At 45.8% G+C, this 24,744-nt stretch carries 18 protein-coding genes and 1 tRNA gene; 8 read left to right on the forward strand and 11 right to left on the reverse strand.

Annotation, left to right across the window (positions count from 1 at the left end; translation table 11 throughout):
• Positions 1-26 precede the first annotated feature (26 nt).
• From JZY04_RS13685 to JZY04_RS13730, 10 genes are all read right to left on the reverse strand, one after another.
• Complete coding sequence (locus JZY04_RS13685) at positions 27-1,481, reverse strand: ATP-binding cassette domain-containing protein (RefSeq protein ID WP_122142776.1); 1,455 nt, start codon at positions 1,479-1,481, stop codon at positions 27-29.
• Positions 1,482-1,581: 100 nt separating this feature from the next.
• Positions 1,582-3,096, reverse strand: coding sequence for an arylsulfatase (locus JZY04_RS13690; RefSeq protein ID WP_122142777.1), 1,515 nt, complete (start codon positions 3,094-3,096; stop codon positions 1,582-1,584).
• A 15-nt stretch (positions 3,097-3,111) separates the two neighbouring features.
• Positions 3,112-4,668, reverse strand: coding sequence for a beta-N-acetylhexosaminidase (locus JZY04_RS13695; RefSeq protein ID WP_122142778.1), 1,557 nt, complete (start codon positions 4,666-4,668; stop codon positions 3,112-3,114).
• 104 nt (positions 4,669-4,772) lie between these two features.
• Positions 4,773-6,638 (reverse strand): RagB/SusD family nutrient uptake outer membrane protein, encoded by a 1,866-nt coding sequence (locus JZY04_RS13700; protein WP_122142779.1) that lies wholly within the window; start codon positions 6,636-6,638, stop codon positions 4,773-4,775.
• A gap of 14 nt (positions 6,639-6,652) precedes the next feature.
• The gene (locus tag JZY04_RS13705) at positions 6,653-10,090 is read right to left on the reverse strand and encodes a TonB-dependent receptor (protein ID WP_122142780.1); all 3,438 of its coding nucleotides are present in this window, start codon (positions 10,088-10,090) and stop codon (positions 6,653-6,655) included.
• Between the two features lie 137 nt (positions 10,091-10,227).
• Positions 10,228-11,226 carry a FecR family protein gene (locus JZY04_RS13710; protein ID WP_122142781.1) on the reverse strand — a complete coding sequence of 333 codons (999 nt, stop codon included), beginning with the start codon at positions 11,224-11,226 and terminating at the stop codon, positions 10,228-10,230.
• Positions 11,227-11,315: 89 nt separating this feature from the next.
• Positions 11,316-11,873, reverse strand: a complete 558-nt coding sequence (locus tag JZY04_RS13715) for an RNA polymerase sigma-70 factor (protein ID WP_122142822.1) — start codon at positions 11,871-11,873, stop codon at positions 11,316-11,318.
• Positions 11,874-12,052: 179 nt separating this feature from the next.
• Positions 12,053-14,053 carry a type I pullulanase gene (gene pulA / locus JZY04_RS13720; RefSeq protein WP_122142782.1) on the reverse strand — a complete coding sequence of 667 codons (2,001 nt, stop codon included), beginning with the start codon at positions 14,051-14,053 and terminating at the stop codon, positions 12,053-12,055.
• Positions 14,054-14,102: 49 nt separating this feature from the next.
• Positions 14,103-14,669: a crossover junction endodeoxyribonuclease RuvC gene (gene ruvC, locus JZY04_RS13725; protein ID WP_005780571.1), complete on the reverse strand. Its 567-nt coding sequence runs from the start codon at positions 14,667-14,669 to the stop codon at positions 14,103-14,105.
• A complete protein-coding gene (locus tag JZY04_RS13730) occupies positions 14,666-14,968 on the reverse strand; it encodes a DUF4286 family protein (RefSeq protein WP_122142783.1) in 303 nt (100 codons plus the stop codon). The genes ruvC and JZY04_RS13730 overlap by 4 nt, the downstream gene beginning before the upstream one ends.
• A 114-nt stretch (positions 14,969-15,082) precedes the next feature.
• Between JZY04_RS13730 and JZY04_RS13735 the strand changes: the two genes are divergently transcribed.
• Positions 15,083-15,156: transfer RNA gene (locus tag JZY04_RS13735), tRNA-Ala, on the forward strand.
• 219 nt (positions 15,157-15,375) lie between these two features.
• Here JZY04_RS13735 and JZY04_RS13740 read toward each other — a convergent pair.
• Positions 15,376-16,512, reverse strand: coding sequence for a hypothetical protein (locus JZY04_RS13740; protein ID WP_250706971.1), 1,137 nt, complete (start codon positions 16,510-16,512; stop codon positions 15,376-15,378).
• A 541-nt stretch (positions 16,513-17,053) separates the two neighbouring features.
• On the opposite strand from JZY04_RS13740, the gene pheS reads away from it, so the two are divergent.
• The 7 genes from pheS to JZY04_RS13775 all read left to right on the forward strand — a co-directional run bounded on the left by pheS (position 17,054) and on the right by JZY04_RS13775 (position 24,741).
• Entirely contained in the window at positions 17,054-18,073 is a 1,020-nt protein-coding gene (gene pheS, locus JZY04_RS13745) for a phenylalanine--tRNA ligase subunit alpha (protein WP_122142785.1), read from the forward strand.
• A 168-nt stretch (positions 18,074-18,241) separates the two neighbouring features.
• Positions 18,242-19,435: an MFS transporter gene (locus JZY04_RS13750; protein WP_122142786.1), complete on the forward strand. Its 1,194-nt coding sequence runs from the start codon at positions 18,242-18,244 to the stop codon at positions 19,433-19,435.
• Positions 19,432-20,109: an endonuclease III gene (gene nth / locus JZY04_RS13755; protein WP_122142787.1), complete on the forward strand. Its 678-nt coding sequence runs from the start codon at positions 19,432-19,434 to the stop codon at positions 20,107-20,109. Before JZY04_RS13750 ends, nth begins: the two co-directional genes overlap by 4 nt.
• Before the next feature lie 89 nt (positions 20,110-20,198).
• Positions 20,199-21,458 (forward strand): phosphoglycerate kinase, encoded by a 1,260-nt coding sequence (gene pgk, locus JZY04_RS13760; RefSeq protein WP_005807633.1) that lies wholly within the window; start codon positions 20,199-20,201, stop codon positions 21,456-21,458.
• Positions 21,459-21,465: 7 nt separating this feature from the next.
• Positions 21,466-22,485 carry an ABC transporter substrate-binding protein gene (locus JZY04_RS13765; protein WP_181996432.1) on the forward strand — a complete coding sequence of 340 codons (1,020 nt, stop codon included), beginning with the start codon at positions 21,466-21,468 and terminating at the stop codon, positions 22,483-22,485.
• A gap of 19 nt (positions 22,486-22,504) precedes the next feature.
• Positions 22,505-23,539: a porin gene (locus JZY04_RS13770; protein ID WP_032531676.1), complete on the forward strand. Its 1,035-nt coding sequence runs from the start codon at positions 22,505-22,507 to the stop codon at positions 23,537-23,539.
• An 11-nt stretch (positions 23,540-23,550) separates the two neighbouring features.
• Positions 23,551-24,741 (forward strand): DUF418 domain-containing protein, encoded by a 1,191-nt coding sequence (locus tag JZY04_RS13775; RefSeq protein WP_122142788.1) that lies wholly within the window; start codon positions 23,551-23,553, stop codon positions 24,739-24,741.
• The last annotated feature ends 3 nt before the right edge of the window (positions 24,742-24,744 follow it).

Here is a 24,744-nt window from a genome sequence, read left to right on the forward strand (position 1 = left end):
AACTCTGTGTGCTCTGTGTTTGAATATCAACGATTTCTCTTTAGAAAAAGGCGATCGGTAATGACAGAGGGCAGTTCCGACTCATAATGGGTTACCATAATCATCGTTTTATCTTCACGGCAGCAGAAGGCCTCGATGATCTTTTTCACCCGCCGGCGATTGTACGTATCGAGTCCGTGCAGCGGTTCGTCCAGAATAAGTAATTCCGGATCTTTCACGAAAGCACGGGCCAGCAATGCCAAGCGCTGTTCACCACTCGAGAGTTGAAGAAAAGGTCTGTCTTTCAGAGCGGCAATGCCAAACACATCCATCCACCACTCGCAGGTGGCCATCTGGCTTTCCTGTGGACGCTTATACAAGCCGATGCTGTCATGCAACCCGGAAGCTACAATCTCAATGGCTGGTAGATTCTTTAGATAAGCACGGTGCATTTCGGGACTGACGTAACCGATATGCTTTTTTATCTCCCAAATGCTTTCACCTGTACCCCGCTTGCGTCCGAAAAGGCTGATGTCACAGGCATACGACTGAGGATTATCCGCACAAACCAAACTAAGCAACGTAGATTTACCGGCACCGTTTTCTCCGCTCAATGCCCACTTCTCGCCCCGACGGACAGTCCAGTCGAGTTCTTTCAGGATGGTACGGTCATCATAACGGATGCTGACCTTATTTAATTTTACCACCTCCCCGGAATCATAGTTGGTTCCGTCATAAGGCAATCCGGCTATACGTTGTTGCAATGCGTCCAGAGTCACAGGTACATCGGTCACACGAAATGCAGCCAGGTAAGCCCCTCGTTCCATTTTCGGAAGCACAGTCAAGTCTTCTACTGGAATCACATGGGTAATGAACGAAGGAATATCATCGAGCATCGAAAGCACAAGGATGATTTGCACAGACGACAGCCGGGTGAGGCGTTCGAGCAGGGAGAAAAGCAGTTCACGGGTCGGTGCATCCAAACCAATAAAAGGATTGTCCATTATCAGTACCCGGGGGGCAGTCAGCAAAGTTTTAGTCAGCTGAAATTTGCGCAACTCCCCACTGGAAAGGAGAATGATCTTCTTGTCCAACAACGGCTCGATGCGGAAGAGTTCAAACAATTCCTCTTTCAGCCGTTCATCTTTGATTTCCCCCAGCATCTCCCGCACGGAGGGAGCATCTTCCTGATCGTGGGCATTCCAGCGTTGCTGATAATAATAGTTAGCATCTGCTGCACCGTATGTATCACGAAAAGCAATGTATTTCACGTTATCATATACTGTCTGAGTAGAAGAAGGAGAAAAATCGTATTTCACCGTACCTTCACGCAAGGGATATTTACCCAGAAGCGTATCTACAAACAAACTCTTCCCTCCGCCGTTGGGACCTACGATAGCGATGTGTTCGCCGGCAGCGATTTGTGCTGTGACAGGTTGTACCAAACGTACAAGCGGGTTGCGTGCTACGCCACCCGCTATACTGAATGTGTATTGTTCCATTATCCTATTTCATTATTAGGCGGAGCAAAAGTATATCAAAATCCGCACAAAGAGACAGAATAAGAGTAAAAAAATCGTAGTATTGGACAATTGTAGCCGGTCAGAATCTGAATTTAGGGTTTTCCGGTTCGGTATGCGACTCTTCCATCAACTTCGTCAGTTTCCGGACAATTTCCGGATATTCGCCTGCCACATCGTGCTCTTCCCTGAGATCCTTCTCCAGATCATATAACTTCATTGTAGAGTTTCCCTTCCGGATATTGTCGATAATTCCCTTCCACTTACCCATACGAATGGCTTTCAGACCGATCACCGGATCGGGATATTCCCAATACAGATATGCATGTTCTTTCTGCTGTCCGGTCTTGCCGAGCAAAGTGGGCAGGAAACTGATTCCGTCAGTCGGCGGACAATCAACCTTCGCAATATCCGCCAAAGTAGGCATCACATCCTGAAATCCGCAAATGTGATCGCTTTGGGTGGAAGGTTTGATCTTTCCGGGCCAGGTAACAATGGCAGGTATCCGTATTCCCCCTTCATGAACAAAACATTTTCCCCAGCCATACTCCGACTTGAAAGGGCCTCCGCTATCGAACCACGGTGAATCGCTTCCGCCGTTAAAGGTTGGACCGTTATCGGAAGTGAACATGATAATGGTATTATCATACAAATGATCTGCCTTGAGTTTCTCTATCAGTCTACCGATCTGTTCGTCGAAGTAGCTGATCATGGCAGCATAAGTCGCATGCGGATACCGGCAAGGCATATATCCGGCTTTCCCGGTGTAAGGCGCTTCGTCTCCAAACTTTTCGACATAGTGTTTCACCCACTTCTCCGGTGCCTGTAATGACACGTGCGGAAGCGGAGTAGTCCACATCAAAAAGAAAGGCTTCTTCTTGTTCTGTCTGACAAACGAAATCAGTTCATCAAAAATAAGATCATTAGCATACTCCTTCTGTGAAAATTTGGCATAACTGGCTTCATCGCGGGGATCTGTTCCGGGATCCAGCCGGGCAGTGTGAGGGTCGAGCACTTTATTGTTCAGATATACACGGTCTTCATCCTTATACAGAAAGGCCGGATAGTAACTGTGCGCTTGCCGCTGGCAGTTATATCCGTAAAAACTGTCGAATCCCTGTTTATTGGGAGTGCCCTCCGATCCCGGAGCACCCAATCCCCATTTCCCGTAACATCCGGTGACATACCCCGCCTGCTGCATCATCCTTCCGATAGTCATTGTATTGGCCTTCAGAGGGTACTGTCCCTCCAGATTCGGATGCACATACATGGAGTCATAATTCATGATGGCTCCCCGGTATGCCATTTCATCATTGGCCCGTATCTGTGCATGTCCCGAATGCATACCTGTCATCAGCACACAGCGTGCCGGTGCCGAAACAGGCGATCCGGTATAGTGCTGGGTGAAACTGATGCCGTCTTTACACAGTCGGTCTATGTTCGGAGTTTCTATTTTTCTGGAACCATAACAACCAATATCCCCATACCCTAAATCGTCCATGATAATATAGATGATATTGGGTTGAGATTCTTTAACCTGACTTTTTGCCGATAAAGCAAATACGGATAGTCCGATACAGATTTCTATTCTTTTCATGCTAAGTTTCTTTTTTTAATCCCATTTATAATTTACGTCTACCTCCTTTTTCAAGGCAGGGCCGAATGAATACCCCTGTTGTTCGAACCATGGTTGCTTCAGAAGAACTTTACCGTAAAACTCATCGAAACTCAACGGTTTGCCGGAATACCACATTTGTTCGGCAAGCGCAAGAATACGCGGAAAGACACGACGGTCGATCCTATCTTCCGTTACTCCATCGTCTGTCCACAGTGCAGAACTCATTCCGAGGATAAGCGGGTTTTCTTCCCGTGGCCTGTAAGAGGGATTATGCAGATACACATCTTCCAGATCGAAAGTGCGGTCTTTGGTATATCCCCTCCAAGGAGTGAGCGGGAAGTTCAGATAGGTGTAATAGTTCGTACCGCAAATAACCGGGTAATTATGCCTGACAGCGTTCTTCAAAGCCAGATCCTTGTGCCCTCTCCAGTTCCACCACTGTATAACCACATTATCCGGCAACGGATAACCATCCTTATAAATCACATCGCCCCAAAAGATAGCCTTCCGTCCTTTCTGTTTCAGGTAATTTGCCATTCGGGCCGAAAACCATAATTGCAGGTCATGGCTGTCCTTCAGTTTTTCTTTCGCAATCCGTGCCTGACAATCCGTACATTTATCCCAGTTTCCCTTAGGAGCCTCATCGCCTCCGAGATGGATATAAGCGGACGGAAACATCCGGCACACTTCGTCCAGTACATTCTGCAGGAAGGTGAGTGTACTGTCTTTGCCCGCGCAAAAAATATTCTGTGTAAAACCGCTTTGGGGCACTTTCACCGGAATGTTGAAACATCCCAACCGCGGATACGAATTAAGTGCGGCCTCCGCATGTCCGGGCATGTCGATCTCGGGAACAACCGTGATACCGAGGTCTGCCGCATAGCTGACAATCTCCTTTACCTCTTCCTGGGAATAAAATCCCTGTTGCTCCGGCCCATGTCCTACGAAAGCTCCGATCTGTGTCAAAAGCGGATAGCGTTTTATCTCGATACGCCAACCGAGACCCTCGGTCAGATGCCAATGAAAATAATTCATTTTCAGCATCGAAGCCATATCGATATATTTCTTGATGGTAGAGATCTTTTGGTACTGGCGTCCCGAATCCAGCATAAAGCTACGCCATTTCACTCGCGGAAAGTCAGTGATTTCCGCACAAGGAAATATAAGTTTGTCCCCTTCCCGTGTACCCCATTGTCTCAGGCTCTGAACGGCATAAATAAAACCGGCGTTATCTGCCGCACGAACAGTCATTTTCTCGGGAGTAACAAGAATGCGATAACCCTCTGCGGGAAGTGTGGCATCTTTCTCCCAGGAGATTTGGCTGTGCCCCTTTTCACTACACCATTCCACAGCACTTTTCGGTATCAGTTTTTCATAAAACAAATGCAGGAAAGAAGCGGAAGCATCTTGAGTATGCATCCGTATCTTGCCTTGGAGTTGCAACTGTCCATTGGCTTTTTCGAGGTAATCAGGTGTAGGTAAGATCGTTTGTCCGCACAGACGGATGGCGTGCGAACCGAGGAAAAGCAGTATTAAAATCAGGTATTTCATTTAAACATAGTATTTATAGTGTGACAAGAAACTATCCAAAGATAAGAATTTCTCGGGACAGTTTCTTATCACACGGTTAAAACCATTTATCAATCAGGAAGGGGCTACTCTACTCCGTCATCCCAACCCGGATTTTGAGCAAGCTGAGGATTCAGCACCCTTTCATTACGTGGAATAGGATTCAGGTAATAATATTCGGGCCAAGTATGGGTTTGTACAGGATGGAATTCAAGATATCCCTCTGCGCCACCTCCGTCAATCGTCACCTTCGTTCCGGCGGGAAAGTCCGATGTCTTGACATACATACCCAACTTCTTCTTTAACGCGTAATGGCATTTTTTCCATCTCCGCAGATCGTCGAACCTGAACCCTTCGGAGAATAACTCGATACGCCGTTCGCGGCGAATCTCCCATAACAAAGGATTGACAGCATAGTCACCCGGATAAGCAGGATCGCCCAGATCGCGTTTAGGATCGAAAGCGGCGTTGATTTCCGCCACTTTCATAGGTGCCACGTTAGCACGGATACGCAGTTTATTAATTGTCTGATCGGCTGCGGACTGATCGAATTCACCCAACTCACACGTTGCTTCAGCATAATTCAGCATCACCTCTTCTACCCGGAAGATGGGCATATCGGTCTCTTCATTTCGCTGCGATCCCATCGACAAATAAGTACAATAATACTTCCAGTTATTATACCCAAAAGCCGACTTGTACCAAGGCTGATTTTCCAAATAGAAATCGAAATGCGGAACTGCCCCCAAAATACCTCCGTCATAACCCTGGCGGAAAGGTAACGTCTTCTGTCTCTCTTTGCCGCTTCCATACCCAATTCCCAACCGGATATTCAGGCTATCGATAAAGCTCCTGTCCTTAGCGGCATCGGTAAACTCCCACTTATTCCCCCAGGCATCGGTAGAAGCCGATCGGTCAATTCTGTATGGAGGAGTCACTTGCAGCCAGAGTCGATGATCCCGGCAACTGAACTCACTGTACATATCCTTATCTCCCTGGAACAGCGGACTGTTCCAGCGGGTTTTACCATCCGAACAGAGATAGCTGTCCACCAAGTCACGAGTCGGGTTATAGTAGGACGATCCGGTTGTTCCTCCGATACTGACAGCATGTACTACGTTTTCCGCATTCGAGAACTCCCGATAAAGTATGACTCCCGGTACATCTTTCAGGTCGAGTGAACAAAACAGATCATCGTAGTTACTGCAAATTTCAGGATAACTACTCATAACCTCGGCAGACACCCGTTTACATTCTTTCAGATAAGCTTCGGCATCATTCAACCCATGATATTTTCTCCATGTTCCTTCAAAAAGACAGAAACGGGACATAAATGCCTGTACGACGGCTCTGTTAATCGTATTACTGCCATCACCATTGACGTTGATATGTTGCTCGGCATATTGCAAATCTTCAAGAATATGCTTCGCGATTTCGTCTCTGGAAGCACGGGGACCGTTGATCAACTCTGTATCATTATCACTTAATACTCGGTCTATCCAAGGTACGCCGCCGTAAGCAGACAGTAATGAAAAATAGCGGTATGAACGAAAGAAGTATCCGACACTTTTCCAATGCGCCTTCTCGGTCTCAGTCATCTGGGAACCGTCTATCCGTCCCAACATCAGATTGACACGACGGATAAAACCATAATAATCCCAAGTCGTATTATTCCTCTTATCAGGCACAGTGACCAGTCCCCTGATCCAGTTGCTTTCGCTGCTTCCCCGCGTCTGATTATACGAGATATCGTCTGTTGAAGTATCACCGTATCCTAATGTCGGAAGTGTTTCATACAATCCCCAGGCATATGCCTTGAAGTTATCATACGTCACAAAGGCCGTCTCTTCCGTCGGATTGCCCAACGGATACCTTTCCATAAAATCATTGTTCAGGCAACCGGTAAAAGCGATCGCACTGAGTATAAACAAGGCAAATGTATATTTCTTCATACTATTTCGGTTATTTAGAATGTGACATTAAATCCAAGTGAAAATTTCTTCATAAACGGATACTCCCATGCTCCTTTTGAAAGCATATCCGACTCCAGACCTTCCGGTAAATGATCCCATGTATGAAGGTTCTCCCCACTGAAGAAGACCTTGACTTCGTCAAAGTAAACCTGTTTAGACCACGTTTTAGGCAATGTATAAGACAAGGTGATATTTTGCAGTTTCACATAAGCCGCATTGGCCAGATACTTGGTTTGCTTCCAGCGATTCGAACCGGTATTCACACCATTGTTTGCATATACTCTCGGAAAATAAGCATCTGTATGCTCCGGTGTCCAGAAGTTAAGGGTTTCTTTAAACAAACTTCCCCATGTACCTGTAGGCCATGCAATCTGGTCAGTACGCCAAAAGTCACGCTTACCCACACCACGAAGAAAAATGGAAAGATCGAATCCCTTCCAACTCAAGCCTGCATTGATTCCGTAATGGAAACGCGGTGTAGAATTACCGATAATACGTTGGTCACCCGGATCGTCTGCTGTCCCTTTTCCAGTCCAGATGGTACTGGCATCATCATCAAAATTCTTATAAAGCACATCCCCCGGATACACTTTTCCAACTCCCTTAGGGATAGGAATGCCTTCTTTAAGGGTTCCGTCGGCATTGAAATCGTCTTCTCTATAAAAACGGTCGGTTACATATCCCCAGATCTCACCAATCTTCTGTCCTTTCCGATAAGTACCCAACAAATTGGTTTCATTGTTAAACTTGGTAATCTCACTCTGTGAATCATAGAGATTAAATCCGATACGGTAACTGAAATCTTTGATACGGTCTCTCCAGTTGAGTTCCAGCTCCCAGCCATAGGTCTTCAGATCCGCGGCATTTTGCTTGGCGGCAGCTACTCCCACCACCCAAGGCAAATCCATACCCGGTGCCAGCATACCTTTCGTATCACGCCGGTACCAGTCGAAAGTTCCGTTCAACCTGTTATCAAAAAATCCGAAGTCGACACCGAAGTCAAGCGTATATACTTTCTCCCAGGTAAACGCATTGCTGACCATAGCCGGCGTAGACAGAGTCGTAGGTCTTTTGCCGTCTACCAGCCAATTGGTTAGTCCCGGAGCCATTTCCGGTATATACGGATAATTGTCCGGTGTACCGTCAGACAGCAAAATGATCTGATTTCCTATCGATCCCCAGGACGCACGAAACTTTAAATTAGACAGAACACTCCGGGTTCCTGCCATAAAAGACTCTTCCGATATGCGCCACCCTCCCGAGAAAGAAGGGAAAAAACCGAAACGATTATTTTTAGGGAAACGTGAAGTTCCGTCATAACGTCCGTTAGCTTCGACCATGTACCGATCCTTGTACGAATAATTAACGCGGTAAAAGAGTCCCCTAAGGGCATATTCATTGAATGTGTCTGTAGCCGTTGTAGTTCCGGTAGCTCCCGATATGGACGGCAGGTTGCTCAACAACACATCTTTTCTTTCCGTCCACTGTGATTCAGCATGATTCTCTTCCTGGTTGAATCCACCCATCACCCCTATATTATGATTACCTATTGAAAAGTCGTAATTTGCAAAAACGTTGATCGCATTGTAGTTGTTAAATCCCTGAGTCAGTGCATACCTCGTGTTCTCCGTATTATTCAGGACACCGGTAAAATTCATCCCGATGTATTTATACTGGTTCACATACATGCGGTTGTAATTCGTCACCCTGTTATATGTGTATTCACCTGTTATCTTGAGGTTCTTCAGAGGTGAAATAATAATGCGTCCCAAAGCCCTGAAGTCAGTTTTTTTTACGATGCGCGGTTCTCCATAACGGATGTAAGTGGCGGAAGTTTCAGCGGGATAAGTAATCCCATCCTCTTCATAAGGCGAAATATTCTGATAAGAAGGAAGTTGCATGGCACTTCCCCAGATTCCGTTCCTTCCGCCTTGCTCCACTTTGTTCTGGGTAGAATTGGCATACCGTATATCCAATTGGGTCGTCAGCCATTTGTTGACCTCCACACTAAGGAAGCTCGACAGATTGGCACGTTCATATCGGTCCTTATCGGTAATCAGGATTCCGTCTTCGTTGGTATATCCCAAACCGATGCGGTAATTCGTTCTGGACCCTCCTCCCGAAACCGAGAAACTATGGTTTTGCATAAAGCCATAATTGTCCATCATATCCGCAAACATGTCGTTTTCTCTCATCAGGAACAGATTCCCGTTTTCGTCGAAAACATACCCTTGAGGATATTTGGAAGGATTATCCATATAATCACGTATATACGTTTCCCACTGAGGTATATTCTTACCATCCACATACGTATCATTAGGCCATCCCATTTCCTTATATGCCAATATGGACTCCAGCGGATTCGCCTTTTGCGGTAATTCCAATGCCTTGGAGAACGAGAAATTGTTATTATAATTAAACTTAGGCGCCATGTCCTTTTTTCCCTGCTTAGTGGTGATAAGAATCACTCCAAACGCTGCACGCGCCCCGTAAATGGCTGCAGAAGCTGCATCCTTCAAGACAGAAACCGATTCAATATCCTGCGGATCGATCATATTGATATCCATCGGAACATTATTAACCAACACCAGAGGACCGCCACCATTGATAGAAGTAGTTCCACGGATGTTATACGACAAATTGTCACCGGGTGTACCGGTTGTACCTTCAATTTTTAATCCCGGAACAACTCCCTGCAGAGCTGCCGTAACATTCGTTATCGGACGGTCACCCAGTGTCTCCTGTATATTGACGGAGGTAACGGCTCCCGTCAGATTGACTTTCTTTTGTGTTCCAAAGCCGACCACTACCACTTCATCCATCAACTTTGAATCCTCTTTCAACTGAATGACGAGTTGGGTTTTCCCATTGGTACTGACCTCTTGTGGCAGATAACCGATATACGTAACCTGCAGTTTGCCGTCCGCAGGAACTTCTAACGTGAACTCTCCGTTGAGATTCGTGATCGTAGCCTGCTTACTGCCTATGGCAAGTACATTGGCCCCTATGAGAGGTTCACCGGTAATGCCGGTTACCTTACCCATTATTTTTTTCATCTGGACAGTTTGTTTGGCAGCAGCTTTCTCTTTTGGCTGCACAGAAGGAGTAATAACTATATGTTCAGGTTCATAGTTACAAGTAAACCCGGTATTCTTCAAAAGAGCATCCATCACAAAAGAAAGCTTTTTGTCTATAAAGTTTTCCTTAATTTTCTTGTTTACATCCAGCTTGGTCTGATTGTATGTCACACTTAACTTGGTTTGCTGCTCTATCTGTTCGAATACTTTTTGCAAAGATTGATTGTTACCATATACACTTATTCGCTGATTCTGCCCGTAAGCAGTGTTATAAATGCATAAAGCGAGAAGTAAAAGGACTATTTTATGAATTTTTACGGATAGAATATTCCTTAAATTGATTTTTAATTTCATAATTTTGTGAGTTAATCAATTAATACTGTTTAAAGTCTCTAAAGGTTAAAAAGTTTTTGATTGATTTCGGGGATCGGAAATGGGTGTGGTAATTTGTTTCCGGTTCCCTTTTTTTCATATGGCAGCTCTCCTTTCTTTTATTTTAGCGGACAAATAGATATGGTTTCGTCCTTCCCCACTTTATAGGTGATACCTCCTACAGTTTTTGTCACAATATCCAAAACATGAAAGATACTATCACGGTACTTAAACTTTATTGTATAAAGATCCGAATTGATACGGTCCGATTCTGTCAGATCGGATGATAACCGGATGGATACAGCATATCTTCTTTCCAGCGTTTTCAGGATTTCCCTAAATGATTGAGAGACAAAATTCATTTCACCTTTGGTCCAGCCCGAATAGACGGAGGCGTCTATATTCCTTTTATAAAACTTTCCATCCCGGTTTTCATACTCCAGTTGCTGGTTGGGTTCTAAAGTAACAAAACAATCCGTCTGATTCTTCTTCCTAACGGCAACAGAACCGGTCTCCAATGTGGTAATCGTTCTCTTATCCAAAGGATACGCCTGCACATTAAACTGAGTACCCAGCACACAGACATCCAGGTGATTAGTTTCTACCACAAAAGGGAGTTTCTTATCTGGTGCAACCTTAAAATGCCCCTCGCCCGAAAGATATACGGAACGGGTATCGCCTGTAAAATGTGTGGGATATAAAAATACAGACCCGGAATTCAGGGTGATGACCGAACCATCGGGAAGTGTGACTTCTTTTTGTTCACCCTTGGGGACAATACATTCGACAAAACGGACATCGTGCGTATGCAGCCTGACATATACATAGGCAGTAGCAATGGACACCAACGGAATAAGTAGAAAAGCTGCTATACGTGCCCACCGATAAAGGTTTGACGGCTTACATAAAGGAAAGCCTGCTTTTTTTTGAAACTTCCGTAAAGAATGTCGGGTACAGGCATCTGCCGCAGGATGATAATCATCCCATATCTGATGGAGTGCTTTTTCTTTCCGTTCCTTGCCGGACGAATCAAGAAGCCATGTCCAGACTTTGCTTTTAAGATCCGGACCGGCTGTAAAAGCCATAAAGTTGCGTATAATTTTGTATGCGTCAGACATAGTATATTTTATGGGTTATGTATATAAGATACGTAACCCGCCAAACACACACAGTCCGAAAGAGATTTTTTTGAAATAAACTACTAAGTTTATACGATGGTAGCCATAATAACCAAGAGCAATATTTTGCGTATATCGGCCAGAGCCTGGGTCAGATGATTTTCAACCGTACGCTTACTAATGTTTAATTCATGGGCTATTTTCTCATTACTCAGTCCCTGTTCGCGGCTCATCCGGTAAATCTTCTTCCTTTGGGCAGGCATTCTCTCTACAGCGATGGCTATGATCAGTTCCAACTCCTTTGCATCAAGTTCCGCCTCTGTTTCACAATGTTCCGGATGATCATCCGATGTTTGCCAGGATTGATAATTCTGAAATAGCAGGGAGCGTTCGATATGCCGGAAAACCGCATTCCGGGCAATACGGAACAGGTATGCATCCAGATTGTCTATCAATTTCAAGTTTCCCCGATTCTGCCACAATAATGCAAAAATATCCTGAGAGATATCTTCCGCCTCTTCAGCATTCTGCAACAAGCCATTAATGAACCCTTTTATTCGGGGGTAATAATCCAGAAAAAAAGCCTCAAACTTTTGAGGACTTTCCAGATTATCCGTATCGGCCGGAGACTTCCTTATAAATTTCATCATACAGATATTTTAAGATTGCTCTATGCACACATATCCCACAAATCAGGACAGTTTTTTTAGAGATAATCCACTTAGGTTAACTTTATATTTGTTTTTTATGCCCTTACAATTTTTTATTATCAGCATTTACAAAGTTAAGCCCGGATTATCTCCGGGCTTTCTCCATATCACTGATACTACTGGTGAATGATCAGTGCCGACTGTGCCGGAACCGTTATCTCCGGACCGTACAACAGCCCCAAACCTCGCTCATCAATTACCCCATCTTTGCAGACAACGGTGTATTTGCCTTCAGGTATTGTCAGTTTGGCCGGAACGGAACGAGCATTGAGCACTACGATTATATTGTCCCAAGAGTCTCCGTTCGCACGGTCTTTCAAACGAAAAGCTATCAGGTTAGTGCCCTCCACTGGAAGAAATTCCAGATATTTACGCACCATCTCCGCATCGCCCATACGGAAAGCGGGATGTGCCTTACGAAGACTGATCAGACGTTTATAGTAAGTAAATACATCTTCATAGAGGGTTTTGCGGTTCCAATCGATGGCATTAATGGAATCGGGGCTTTCAAAACTGTTATGCACCCCTTTCTTATCGCGCATCACCTCTTCACCGGCATAAATGAACGGAATACCTTGCGAGGTAAACACCGACGTTTGTGCCAGTTTATCGAGCCGTGCAAGCTGTTCGGGAGTAATATCGGGAATACTTGACTTCAGACGGTCCACCAGGCACATATCATCATGGCAGGACACGTAACTGATCATTTGAGTCGGCTGGGCAGCCCAAGGAGCTTTGCTGTAATTCACAGAGTCGTTGTTGACTTGAGGATGCTGGATAGCTCCGACAATTCCGAATTTAATGCTTTCTTCTCCACCGGGAATTCCGGCGAGGAAAGCTCCTTTATGGTTATCATTGAAAGGACCACGCAACGCATCACGCAGTTCGTCGGAGAAAGCGGCAATACCGGGCATCTCGAAAGTATTGGCCTTCATAGCCAGCGAATCCCCCGGATACTGTGGTGCCTCCGCAGCCCAACCTTCACCATAAATAATGATAGAAGGATCAGTGGCATTGACTGCCTTGCGGATTTCATTCATTGTCTCGATGTCGTGAATGCCCATCAGGTCGAAGCGGAAACCGTCTATATGATATTCTTTAATCCAGTGGAGCACGGATTCGATCATATACTTACGCATCATGGGACGGTTGCTTGCCGTTTCGTTGCCGCAAGCTGAACCATTTGCCAGCGAACCATCGGGTTTCTGACGGTAGAAATATCCCGGCACCGTACGCTCAAAGTTGCTTCCGTCAGTATTGTACGTGTGATTGTACACCACGTCGAGTACTACCCGAATACCGGCTTTGTGGAGCGCCTGCACCATCTGTTTGAATTCACGGATGCGAACAGCCGGATCATAAGGATCAGTAGAATACGAACCATCGGGCACATTGTAATTTTGCGGATCATATCCCCAATTGTATTTATTTTCATTCAGTTTGGTTTCATCCACTGAGGCATAGTCATAAGATGGCAGGAGATGTACATGGGTGACTCCCAGTTCCACCAGATGGTCAATACCGGTAAGCAACTTGGCAGGATTCAGTGTCCCATGTTCGGTCAGAGCCAGAAACTTCCCTTTGTTCCGAATGCCCGACGTGGAGTCAACAGAAAAATCACGATGGTGCATCTCGTAGATGACTGCATCCGCAGATGATTTCAACGGCGGACGCTGATCGTTTTCCCACCCCTGCGGATCGGTGGATTTCAGGTCGATAATGGCGGCACGCTTTCCGTTTACCCCCACCGCTTTGGCATTGATACCCGGCGTATCTCCCATCCATTTATCGTTTACCTTGACATTGAATGTATAGAATTTCCCCATCAGATCTTTACTGACCGTTGCTGTCCAAGTGCCTTCTTCCCCCGGCTCCATAGGAATTGTTTCGTAAGCATGCCCTCCTTCACCCGAATCAAACAACATCAGACGAACTTCATCGGCGGTAGGTGCCCAAAGGATAAACTTAGTAGCCTCCGGTGAATACTCCATCTCCGTGAGACTGCCCGAACGCACCGGATACAGCTCGTAAGACGCATATTCTTTCTTGGCAGGAGTACAACTGACTACAGCCGTGGCCGCAGTCACTCCAATAAAGGCAAGATAGTTCATTTTCATGGTTTTTCTCTCTATTAAATTATTATCTGATTAATTGAGTAGCCCGCGGCTACTTCACCCTTTCCGGGTTTTTGGCTATAAAATCTTTCCAACCGCTATATCCTTTCTCCATCACAGGACGCCCCATTTGCAGGAAATGACAATAGGCAGCTGCCAGTCCGTCGGTAGCATCCATAAAGACAGGCATGTCTTCTTTGGCAAAATGCAGCATGCGTTGCAGCATGTCGGCCACTTGCTCTTTTGAAGCCTGCCCGTTACCGGTAATAGCCATTTTTATTTTAAGCGGAGCATATTCGGTAATAGGAATATCTCGACTCAGCGCGGCAGCCATTGCCACTCCTTGTGCACGTCCGAGTTTCAGCATAGACTGCACGTTTTTCCCGAAGAAAGGGGCTTCAATCGCCAGTTCATCCGGCAAGTAGCTTTCAATGATGCTCAGTACCCGTTCATGTATATGGCGCAGTTTAAGGTAATGATCGCCGAATTTACGCAGGTCGATAATCCCCATAGCAATCATCTCCGGCTTAGTCCCCCGGACACGCAGCACTCCGTATCCCATGATCGTTGTACCGGGATCGATGCCCAGAATAATCTTCTCTTTAACCGGCTGAATCACTCCAATACCTCCATCAATGTCGGAAATCCGACTACTTTATCCTTGAATATCTTTACCAACTCTTGGTTAAGCCGTGCACCTTGTTCCTGATGCCAGCGATGCAAAAGGCTGGAATTATCCACCTCCCATTGGAGTGAATAAGAAGTGCCCTCGTCACGATGGCTCAACACACGGCAGATACGTGGTGCACGGAGTACTCCGTGTTTCTCTACTTCAGGGATATAACTCTCTTTGATCCAGATCAGGAAATTGTCATGAACCTCGTCATCCACCAGAAAAGTGGTATTGTATATCAGCATATTTTTTATCTTTTGATGATTATTTCCGCAAACATAGCAATTATTTCAGAATAATGCATTATATTTGCCGCATCAAAACAGATAAACGTTCGCAAACGTTATCATGAAAACAACGGGGGGTTAGCTCATCTGGCTAGAGCGTAACACTGGCAGTGTTAAGGTGATCGGTTCGAGTCCGATACTCTCCACACCCAATTAATAAAAATAGTAAATATTTCATCATTAAAGTGGGGAAATCCGTGAGGACTTCCCCATTTTGTTTTTTATCCGGTTCTACATCAGTTTGCCACAGATCATGGACCAATGTTCCTCCCACACTCGATAGCCTCTCCCCTATCTCTACAACACGAAAAGTTTTCGTTTTATTCGAAACTGAGGATCAAGGGGAAAAAAGAACAACTACACAATTAATGACCGAACCGGAAACGAAGTTTATGCCAAAAGCCATCTTCTTTCTTTTTTCCTTCCACCGATGCAACCTCAGAGTCTGTATGTGTCGTGGTCTCTGCTTCCACTTCTGTTACCACTTCTTGTATAGAGACCTTCACCTTTTTCTCAAAATTCCTTTTAATCCAAACTTCAAGGACTATTCCGGCATAATCCCAACTGCGTATAATTTTCAAATGATTTTCCAATAGCTGTATCTCCCACTCGATTTTTCTTACCTCTTCACGCAAACTAATGATCCGGTCATACAGCTTTGATTTGCAGCATTGCAATTTCCCCACTTCAGAACGTTGACCGCGTAGGTCTGTCGGCACCTCCGGTGTCTCTACAAGCGCTTCTCCGGAGCTTGCGGCATCTTCGTCCTTTTCCGGCCCGGCTATTTTTATACGCTCCCGTCCGCCAAGTACCTCTTCCAGTGTTTTTAGACGATTCGACAATTCATCTTTCTCTTTTTCCAAGCATCTATTCTGCTTGGACAGACTCTCATTTCTGTTCCACAAATCGGTATTACGTCTGCGCGCAGCTTCTATCATTTGCCACTCTTCCATCTGTTGCTTCTTGAACCACTCAACGCTCTTCCGACTTCTGGAAAGTTCTGATTGAAGCCCATTGATGATTTCGTTTGTACTTGCGGGCAGATCACTCAACGTCTTCCTGAATTCCTTGATGTATTCGCATACAGAATCGAATCCCATTCTGGCGGCCACCTTTGAAAGAGGAGAGGCGGCAAAGGCACTATTAAACAATTTTTGCTCCTTGGTACTCAAACCACTCACCACCATAGACAATATCCGGCGCACGATGGGCGCAAAGTCATCAAAGAGGCGCATCTTAAGCGCGGTATCTTCGTCCTTCTCAAGTTCCGCCTCGATGCGCCGTTCAAACTTCCCACAAAGTTGTTCGTAATTAGTGGTCAGGCGCGCCAACCGCTTCTCGTTTCCGATCAATCTCTGTACACTCTCGTCGTCAATCAACACCACACTACCCACAGTCGAAGAGGTTATCTCACACTCCCGTATCCATCCGAGCACCCGCGATTCGCTGATCCCATACTTATCAGATATACTTTTTACTGACATCCAATCGGCCATATCCATACAATTTAAGGTCTGCAAGATTGTACATAAGATCCGAAGCATCCGTAATTCACCTTATGACGAAAAGAATAGCTATCGTACCCAATCACTCCCCCGCATCGGCTAAAATAATCATTTTTCACAGAACAACCTATTATTTGTAAAAAAAGAAAGTTATTTTTATTTTATCTCTTAACTATGTCAATATGGTAGTAGTTGGAAAACCATTGAAAGGCATGCACGTTACCGACTCACTGCCCGAACTTATCTTGAAGTATCAACAAACCGAAAAAAGAAAGAGAAAATATCTCTACCCTTCTGATTATTATACACCAATAAAAAACTGAAAAGCCACAGAAGTCATAAAGTAATTACCAAAGAAACATCTTTTTCCTTTATCATAGAGTTTCACTTCTTTGTTTCTCCTTTGTGTACCCCAAGTACTCTGTGATGAATTCAGCCGACTGACACATTTTATTTCTTTCTATCTCCTTTGATTGCAATATTATTGTTACTTTTGCAGCAATTTAAAGAAAAACCGAATAACAATAAATCGCAAGATATGATAGCTAAGATTAATCAACTTCTTGAAGAGGTAGCAGCCTTGAAGGCTGCCAATGCCGAAGAACTCGAAGCTCTCCGCATCAAATACCTTAGCAAGAAAGGAGCCATCAACGACTTGATGGCAGATTTCCGTAACGTGGCTGCCGAACAGAAAAAAGAAGTCGGCATGAGACTCAACGAGCTGAAAACTAAAGCACAAGAGAAAATCAACGCACTGAAAGAACAGTTCGACAACCAAGACAACGGACAGGACGATCTGGACCTGACCCGTTCGGCTTACCCTGTGGACCTGGGCACACGTCACCCGCTCTCCATTGTACGCAATGAAATCATCGACATCTTTGCCCGTCTGGGATTCAACATCGCCGAGGGTCCGGAAATCGAAGATGACTGGCACGTGTTCTCAGCACTTAACTTTGCCGAAGATCATCCGGCACGCGACATGCAGGATACATTCTTCATCGAATCACACCCCGACGTGCTACTACGCACACACACTTCGTCGGTGCAGAGTCGCGTAATGGAAGTTTCACAACCACCTATCCGCATCATCTGCCCGGGACGCGTTTACCGTAACGAAGCCATCAGCTATCGTGCACACTGCTTCTTCCACCAGGTGGAGGCGCTGTATGTGGACAAAGATGTTTCCTTCACCGACCTGAAACAGGTGTTGCTTCTCTTCGCCCAGGAAATGTTCGGTGCCGATACGAAAATCCGCCTGCGTCCATCCTACTTCCCGTTCACAGAACCCAGTGCTGAGATGGACATCAGCTGTAACATCTGCGGCGGAAAAGGTTGCCCTTTCTGCAAACATACCGGATGGGTAGAAATCCTGGGATGCGGCATGGTAGACCCCAATGTGCTTGATGCCAACGGAATTGACAGCAAAGTCTACAGTGGCTATGCCTTAGGTATGGGTATCGAACGTATCACAAACTTGAAATATCAGGTGAAGGACCTCCGGATGTTCTCCGAAAACGATACCCGTTTCCTAAAGGAATTCGAAGCGGCATATTGATTTACAATTAGGCGATTTACAATTTACAATTGAAATTACTTCCCGACATGAAGGAGGTAAGAAAGATGTGTAGAGAGTAAATCGTCTAATTCGCTTCAAACTTCGTGTTCTTCACAGGATGAAGTGGCTTCAATCGCAAATCGTCCAACTGTTAATTATGAAACCATAATGAAAGATAGGCTTGTCACTCCCGGTTATGTCTTGATACTGGCAGCAAACTTCCTTTTATACTTTGCCTTCTACTTGATTCTGCCTGTACTGCCTTTCTATCTGACTGAAGTTTTCCAAACCGGAAATGCGGCAGTAGGCGTTATTTTATCATGCTACACTGTGGCCTCGCTCTGTATTCGCCCCTTTTCGGGCTATCTACTGGACACACTGGCACGCAAACCGCTCTACCTGATCGCTTACTTCGTGTTCATAACCGTCTTCGCGGGATACATCCTGGCAGGAGTACTGTCATTATTCATTATGCTCCGTGTAGTGCACGGACTGGCCTTCGGTATGGTAACCGTAGCAGGAAACACCATTGTAATCGACATCACTCCTTCTTCACGACGCGGAGAAGCAGTAGGCTACTACGGACTGATGAACAACACCGCCATGAGTTTCGGACCGATGATCGGGCTTTTCATGCACGACACTTGTTCATTCGAAACCATCTTCCTCTGCTCACTCCTCTCCGGCACAGCCGGTTTTATAGCTGCATGTCTGGTGAAGACTCCTGTCAAGCAACCGGTCAAGCGGGAGCCAATCTCACTTGACCGCTTCATATTAATAAAAGGTATACCGGCCGGCGTTGCCCTGCTCTTGCTATCTATCCCCTATGGCATGACAAGCACTTACATAGCCATGTATGCCAAAGAAATAGGAATCACACTCAGCTCCGGTCTGTTCTTTACGTTCATGGCAATAGGCATGGCCGTCTCACGTATGTTCTCCGGACGGCAGGTGGACAAGGGACACATCACGCAGGTTATCACTCTGGGACTTTATCTGGTGTGCATTTGTTTCTTCACTCTTTCTGCCTGTGACAAACTGATGCAGATAAATCCCGAACTAACCGATGTGCTTTTCTTCATGGTAGCACTGCTGCTGGGAGTCGGGTTTGGCACCATGTTTCCAGCCTTCAACACGCTGTTTGTCAACTTGGCTCCGAACAGCCAACGCGGTACTGCCACTTCCACCTATCTCACCTCGTGGGATGTAGGCATCGGAATCGGGCTGGTTTTGGGCGGCTATATCGCCCAATTTACCTCGTTTGACATGGCCTATCTCTTCGGAGCCTGCCTGACAGTGATCTCCACCTTCTATTTTAACCTGAAAGTCGCACCTCATTATCATAAGAACAAATTAAGATGACAAAGAAAGAACGTTATGAAAAAGTAATCGCCTGGTTTCAGGAGAATGTACCCGTAGCCGAAACGGAACTGCATTACAACAACCCGTACGAACTGCTGATTGCCGTTATCCTCTCCGCACAATGTACTGACAAGCGGGTGAACATGATCACCCCGAAAATCTATCAAGACTTCCCCACCCCGGAGGCACTGGCCGCTACTACTCCGGAAGTGATATTCGAGTACATCCGCAGTGTCTCTTACCCTAACAATAAGTCAAAACACCTGATAGGCATGGCACGAATGCTGGTGAGTGACTTTAACAGCGAAGTGCCCGATACCCTTGAAGAACTGATCAAACTGCCCGGAGTGGGACGCAAAACAGCCAACGTCATCCAGTCTGTCGTATTCAACAAGGCGGCCATGGCTGTAGACACACATGTATTCCGAGTGAGCCACCGCATCGGACTCGTGGGTGATGCCTGCACGACTCCTTTCAGTGTAGAAAAAGAACTGACGAAAAACATCCCCAACGAATTGATTCCCATCGCTCACCACTGGCTTATTCTACACGGACGTTATGTCTGCCAGGCACGTACACCCAAATGTGAAACCTGTGGTTTGCAATTAATGTGTAAATATTACTGTGAGAAGTATAAAGTTAGCAAAGACACACCGAAGAGGAAGAATAAATAACGATTTCGTAGCAAAAAAGAGAAATTAATACTAACTTTGCGGTCATCATAAAAGAAACTAACACTTTTAAAGTAAATAAATAAAGTATTATGCAGACAATTGACAATTTCAATTTTGCCGGTAAAAAGGCATTCGTTCGCGTGGACTTCAATGTACCCTTGGACGAAAACTTCAACATTACAGACGACACTCGTATCCGTGCTGCACTTCCTACGCTAAAGAAGATTCTGGCAGACGGTGGCAGCATCATCATCGGCTCTCACCTGGGCCGTCCGAAAGGCGTTGCCGACAAATTCTCTCTGAAACATATCGTTAAGCACGTGTCAGAACTGCTGGGCGTTGAAGTTCAGTTTGCTAACGACTGCATGGGCGAAGAAGCTGCCGTGAAAGCTGCCGCTTTACAACCGGGCGAAGTGCTGTTGCTCGAAAATCTCCGTTTCTACGCTGAGGAAGAAGGCAAACCGAGAGGATTGGCTGAAGACGCAACCGACGAAGAAAAAGCCGCTGCCAAGAAAGCCGTGAAAGAAAGCCAGAAAGAATTTACAAAGAAACTGGCTTCATACGCTGACTGCTACGTAAACGACGCATTCGGTACGGCTCACCGTGCACACGCTTCTACGGCATTGATCGCCAAATACTTCGATGTGAACAATAAGATGTTCGGTTACTTGATGGAGAAAGAAGTGAAGGCCGTTGACAAGATATTGAACGATATCAAACGTCCGTTTACAGCCATCATGGGTGGTTCTAAAGTGTCTTCTAAGATCGAAATCATCGAAAACCTGCTGAACAAGGTAGACAACCTGATCATCACAGGTGGTATGACATATACTTTCACCAAAGCTATGGGTGGACAGATCGGTCTGTCTATCTGCGAAGATGACAAACTGGATCTCGCCCGCGAACTGATGCAAAAGGCTAAAGACAAAGGTGTAAATCTGGTATTGGCTGTTGACGCTAAGATCGCTGACTCTTTCTCTAACGATGCCAACACTAAATTCTGTCCTGTGAATGAAATTCCTGACGGATGGGAAGGTCTTGACATCGGTCCTAAATCAGAAGAAATCTTTGCCGAAGTGATCAAGAATTCCAAGACTATCCTTTGGAACGGTCCGACAGGCGTATTCGAATTCGAAAACTTCACTCACGGTTCACGCTCGGTAGGCGAAGCTATCGTAGAGGCTACTAAGAACGGGGCTTTCTCACTCGTTGGCGGTGGCGACTCTGTAGCTTGTGTCAACAAGTTCGGTCTGGCAAACGGTGTATCTTATGTTTCTACCGGCGGTGGAGCACTGCTTGAAGCAATCGAAGGAAAAGTTCTTCCGGGTATTGCCGCTATTCAGGAATAAGACTAAAGTGAATCACTATAAAACAGAAAAGGCAGCCCCTCACGGAGTTGCCTTTTTTAAAAGGAAAAAGTCAAGAGTGAAACTCTTTTTCAGCATCATACTACTGCTTCTTTTATCAGCCTGTGCAGACAAAAAAGAGGGACATACACTGTCATCCGAACTTCAGCCTCTGACTTTCGGACTAATGCCTTCTTTCGACGGACTGCCTCATCTGATTGCCGCCCGTTACGGTGTTTATGATTCGCTGGATATAAAAGTCAACTTCATCACTTATGCCTCGGCAACCGATCGTGACGCTGCTTTCTTATCGGGCAAACTGGATGGTATGCTCACCGACTATCCGTGTGCTGCCCTTTTACAGACCAAAGGAGTCCGTTTGCGTCTGGTTATGGAAAATGATGGCTGCCTTAGCCTGATAACAAGCAAAAAATATGATGTCAGGAATCCGGAAGACCTAAAAGGGAAAAACATTGCCATCTCTTGCAATACCCTGATAGAGTATGCCACCGACGAAGTAATGAAACAGGCCCGTCTTACTCCCGGTGAAGCGAACAAACCCGAAATCAACAACATTTCTTTGAGGCTGATGATGTTGGAAAACGGACAGATCACAGCATCTTTCTTGCCCGGTCCGGCAACGGCAATCGCGGTAAACGACGGACACACAGTATTGCTGAATACAGTCCAAATGGGGATACACTCCGCCGGAACGGCCTTCACAGAAGAGGCCATCAAAGAAAAAAACGAAGAAATAAGGAGGTTTATCACCGGATACAATCTCGGCGTGAAATACCTGCAAACCTATCCCCGGGATAAATGGGGGGAGATATTAACACAAGAATTCGGACTGCCGGAAACACTGGCTGCCCAGGTGGACTTGCCCGATTATCGACCTGCCATGTGTCCGTCTTCTCACGACATAGAAAGAGCTATTGCCTGGCTGAAGAACAAAGGAGCAATCCCCGGTAACTATCAGGGTGAAAACTTAGTAGATACGACCTTCATTCCCGGCCAATTCAAACCATAATAAATACAACAAAGTAAAGATGAAAAACACATTCCTATTAACACTTGTGCTGCTACTGGCAAGCGGCAACCTGAATGCACAGGAAAAAAAAGAGGGTATGACGGTAAACAAAGTCGTCAATACGCTAAAAGAACGGATCACCCTTGCCGGATATGCGCAACTGGGATATACTTATGACGATGCAGCGAAGAAAACCAATACATTCGACATCAAACGAATCATCTTCATGGCTCACGGACGAATCACCGACCGTTGGACCTGCGATTTCATGTACGACTTTTACAATGGAGGTATGCTGCTCGAGGTTTATACCGATTATCAGATTCTACCCGGACTGAAAGCCCGCATCGGAGAATTTAAAGTCCCTTATACGATCGAGAACGAATTATCACCCACGACAGTGGAACTGATTAACTGCTACTCACAGTCTGTGTGTTATCTGGCAGGGGTAAGCGGCAGTGACGTAGCTTGTGGCATGACATCGGGACGCGACATCGGTGCGATGATCCACGGAGGATTACTGAACGACCTGCTATACTACAAACTGGCGGTGATGAACGGACAAGGACTCAATATCAAAGATAAAAACAATCAAAAAGATATCATCGGCAATCTGATGGTAAATCCTCTGAAATGGCTGTCGGTAGGCGGTTCGTTTATAAAAGGAACAGGACATGCCGTCGCCGATTCGGAAATAACCGGTATCCCGGCAGGGGAAAACTACACCAAAAACCGTTGGAGTATAGGAGGTATCATCACGGCAAGCCCGTTCAGCCTCCGTTCCGAATATCTGGCGGGAAAAGACGGAACTGTGAAAAGTGACGGTTTTTATGCCACCGGAAGTTGCCGGCTCCTACGCAACTTCGACCTCGTAGCTTCGTATGACTATTTCAACGCAGATAAAGCCATCGGCCGAAAACAGACGAATTACATAGCCGGACTGCAATATTGGTTCTATCCCAAATGCAGACTGCAAGCACAATATACTTTTTGCGACCGGAATAAGGGAAAAGACAGTAACCTGTTTCAGGCACAGGTACAAGTAAGATTCTAAAACGATAATCAATGGAACATAAAATCAACGAACCCAATGCCCGTGTAGACGTGGCCGATGTACTGAGAGGACTGGCTGTGATGGGGATCATCATCCTGCATAGTATCGAACATTTTAATTTCTACTCCTTTCCGGATGCCGTCCCCGGCGAATGGATGAAGTTTACCGACAGAGCTATCTGGAACGGGCTCTTTTTTGTCTTCAGCAACAAAGCTTATGCTGTATTTGCCCTGCTGTTCGGCTTCAGTTTCTATATTCAGGATAACAACCAACAACGCCGTGGTAAAGATTTTCGCCTCCGGTTCATCTGGCGGATGGTGCTACTGTTCATCATCGGACAGTTCAACGCTGCTTTTTTTACAGGTGAAATACTGACGATGTATGCCATGCTCGGTCTGATACTCCCTCTGTTCTGTCGCCTCGGTAGCCGCAGTGTAGCCATCTTCGCCACCCTGCTTATCCTGCAACCGATAGATTGGTTCAAAGTGATCTATGCTCTCTGCAACCCAGATTATGTACCCGGTCCCAGCCTAGCTTCCCACTACTTCGGGATTGCTTTCGACGTGCAGAAAAACGGTACCTTCCTTGAAACGATCTGCATGAACCTCTGGGAAGGGCAACTTGCCAACCTGACTTGGGCATTGGAGCACGGACGCATTCTGCAAACGCCTGCCCTCTTCCTCTTCGGTATGCTGGTGGGACGTAAGGGACTATTCCTTTATAGCGAACAGAACGAACAACGCTGGCTCAAAGCATTAGGTATGTCACTCTTATGTTTCTTTCCATTATATGGTCTGAATAACATGCTGCCGGGATTCATCACGCGCGATGCCCTCCTGATTCCCTTGCAACTGATCATAAGCTCTTTGAGCAACCTCAGCTTCATGGTATTGCTGGTCAGCGGACTGCTTATCACTTTCTACCGTGTCAAAGACCGCAGATTCCTGATGCGTTTCACCTCGTATGGCAAGATGAGTCTGACAAACTACATCGGACAATCCGTCATTGGCTCACTTCTTTTCTACCACTGGGGGTTTGAATTAGGACGTTTCTTAGGAATTACTTACAGTTTCTTTTTTGGCATTCTTTTTGTACTTCTTCAAATGGCCTTCTGTTCCTGGTGGCTCGGTCACTTCAAACATGGTCCCTTCGAAGGCCTATGGAAACGCCTCACTTGGATTGGAAACAATAAACGAAAGTAAATT

Origin of the sequence: Bacteroides sp. 11BF, assembly GCF_019633765.1 — a bacterium.
GTDB classification, from domain to species: Bacteria; Bacteroidota; Bacteroidia; order Bacteroidales; family Bacteroidaceae; genus Bacteroides; species Bacteroides hominis.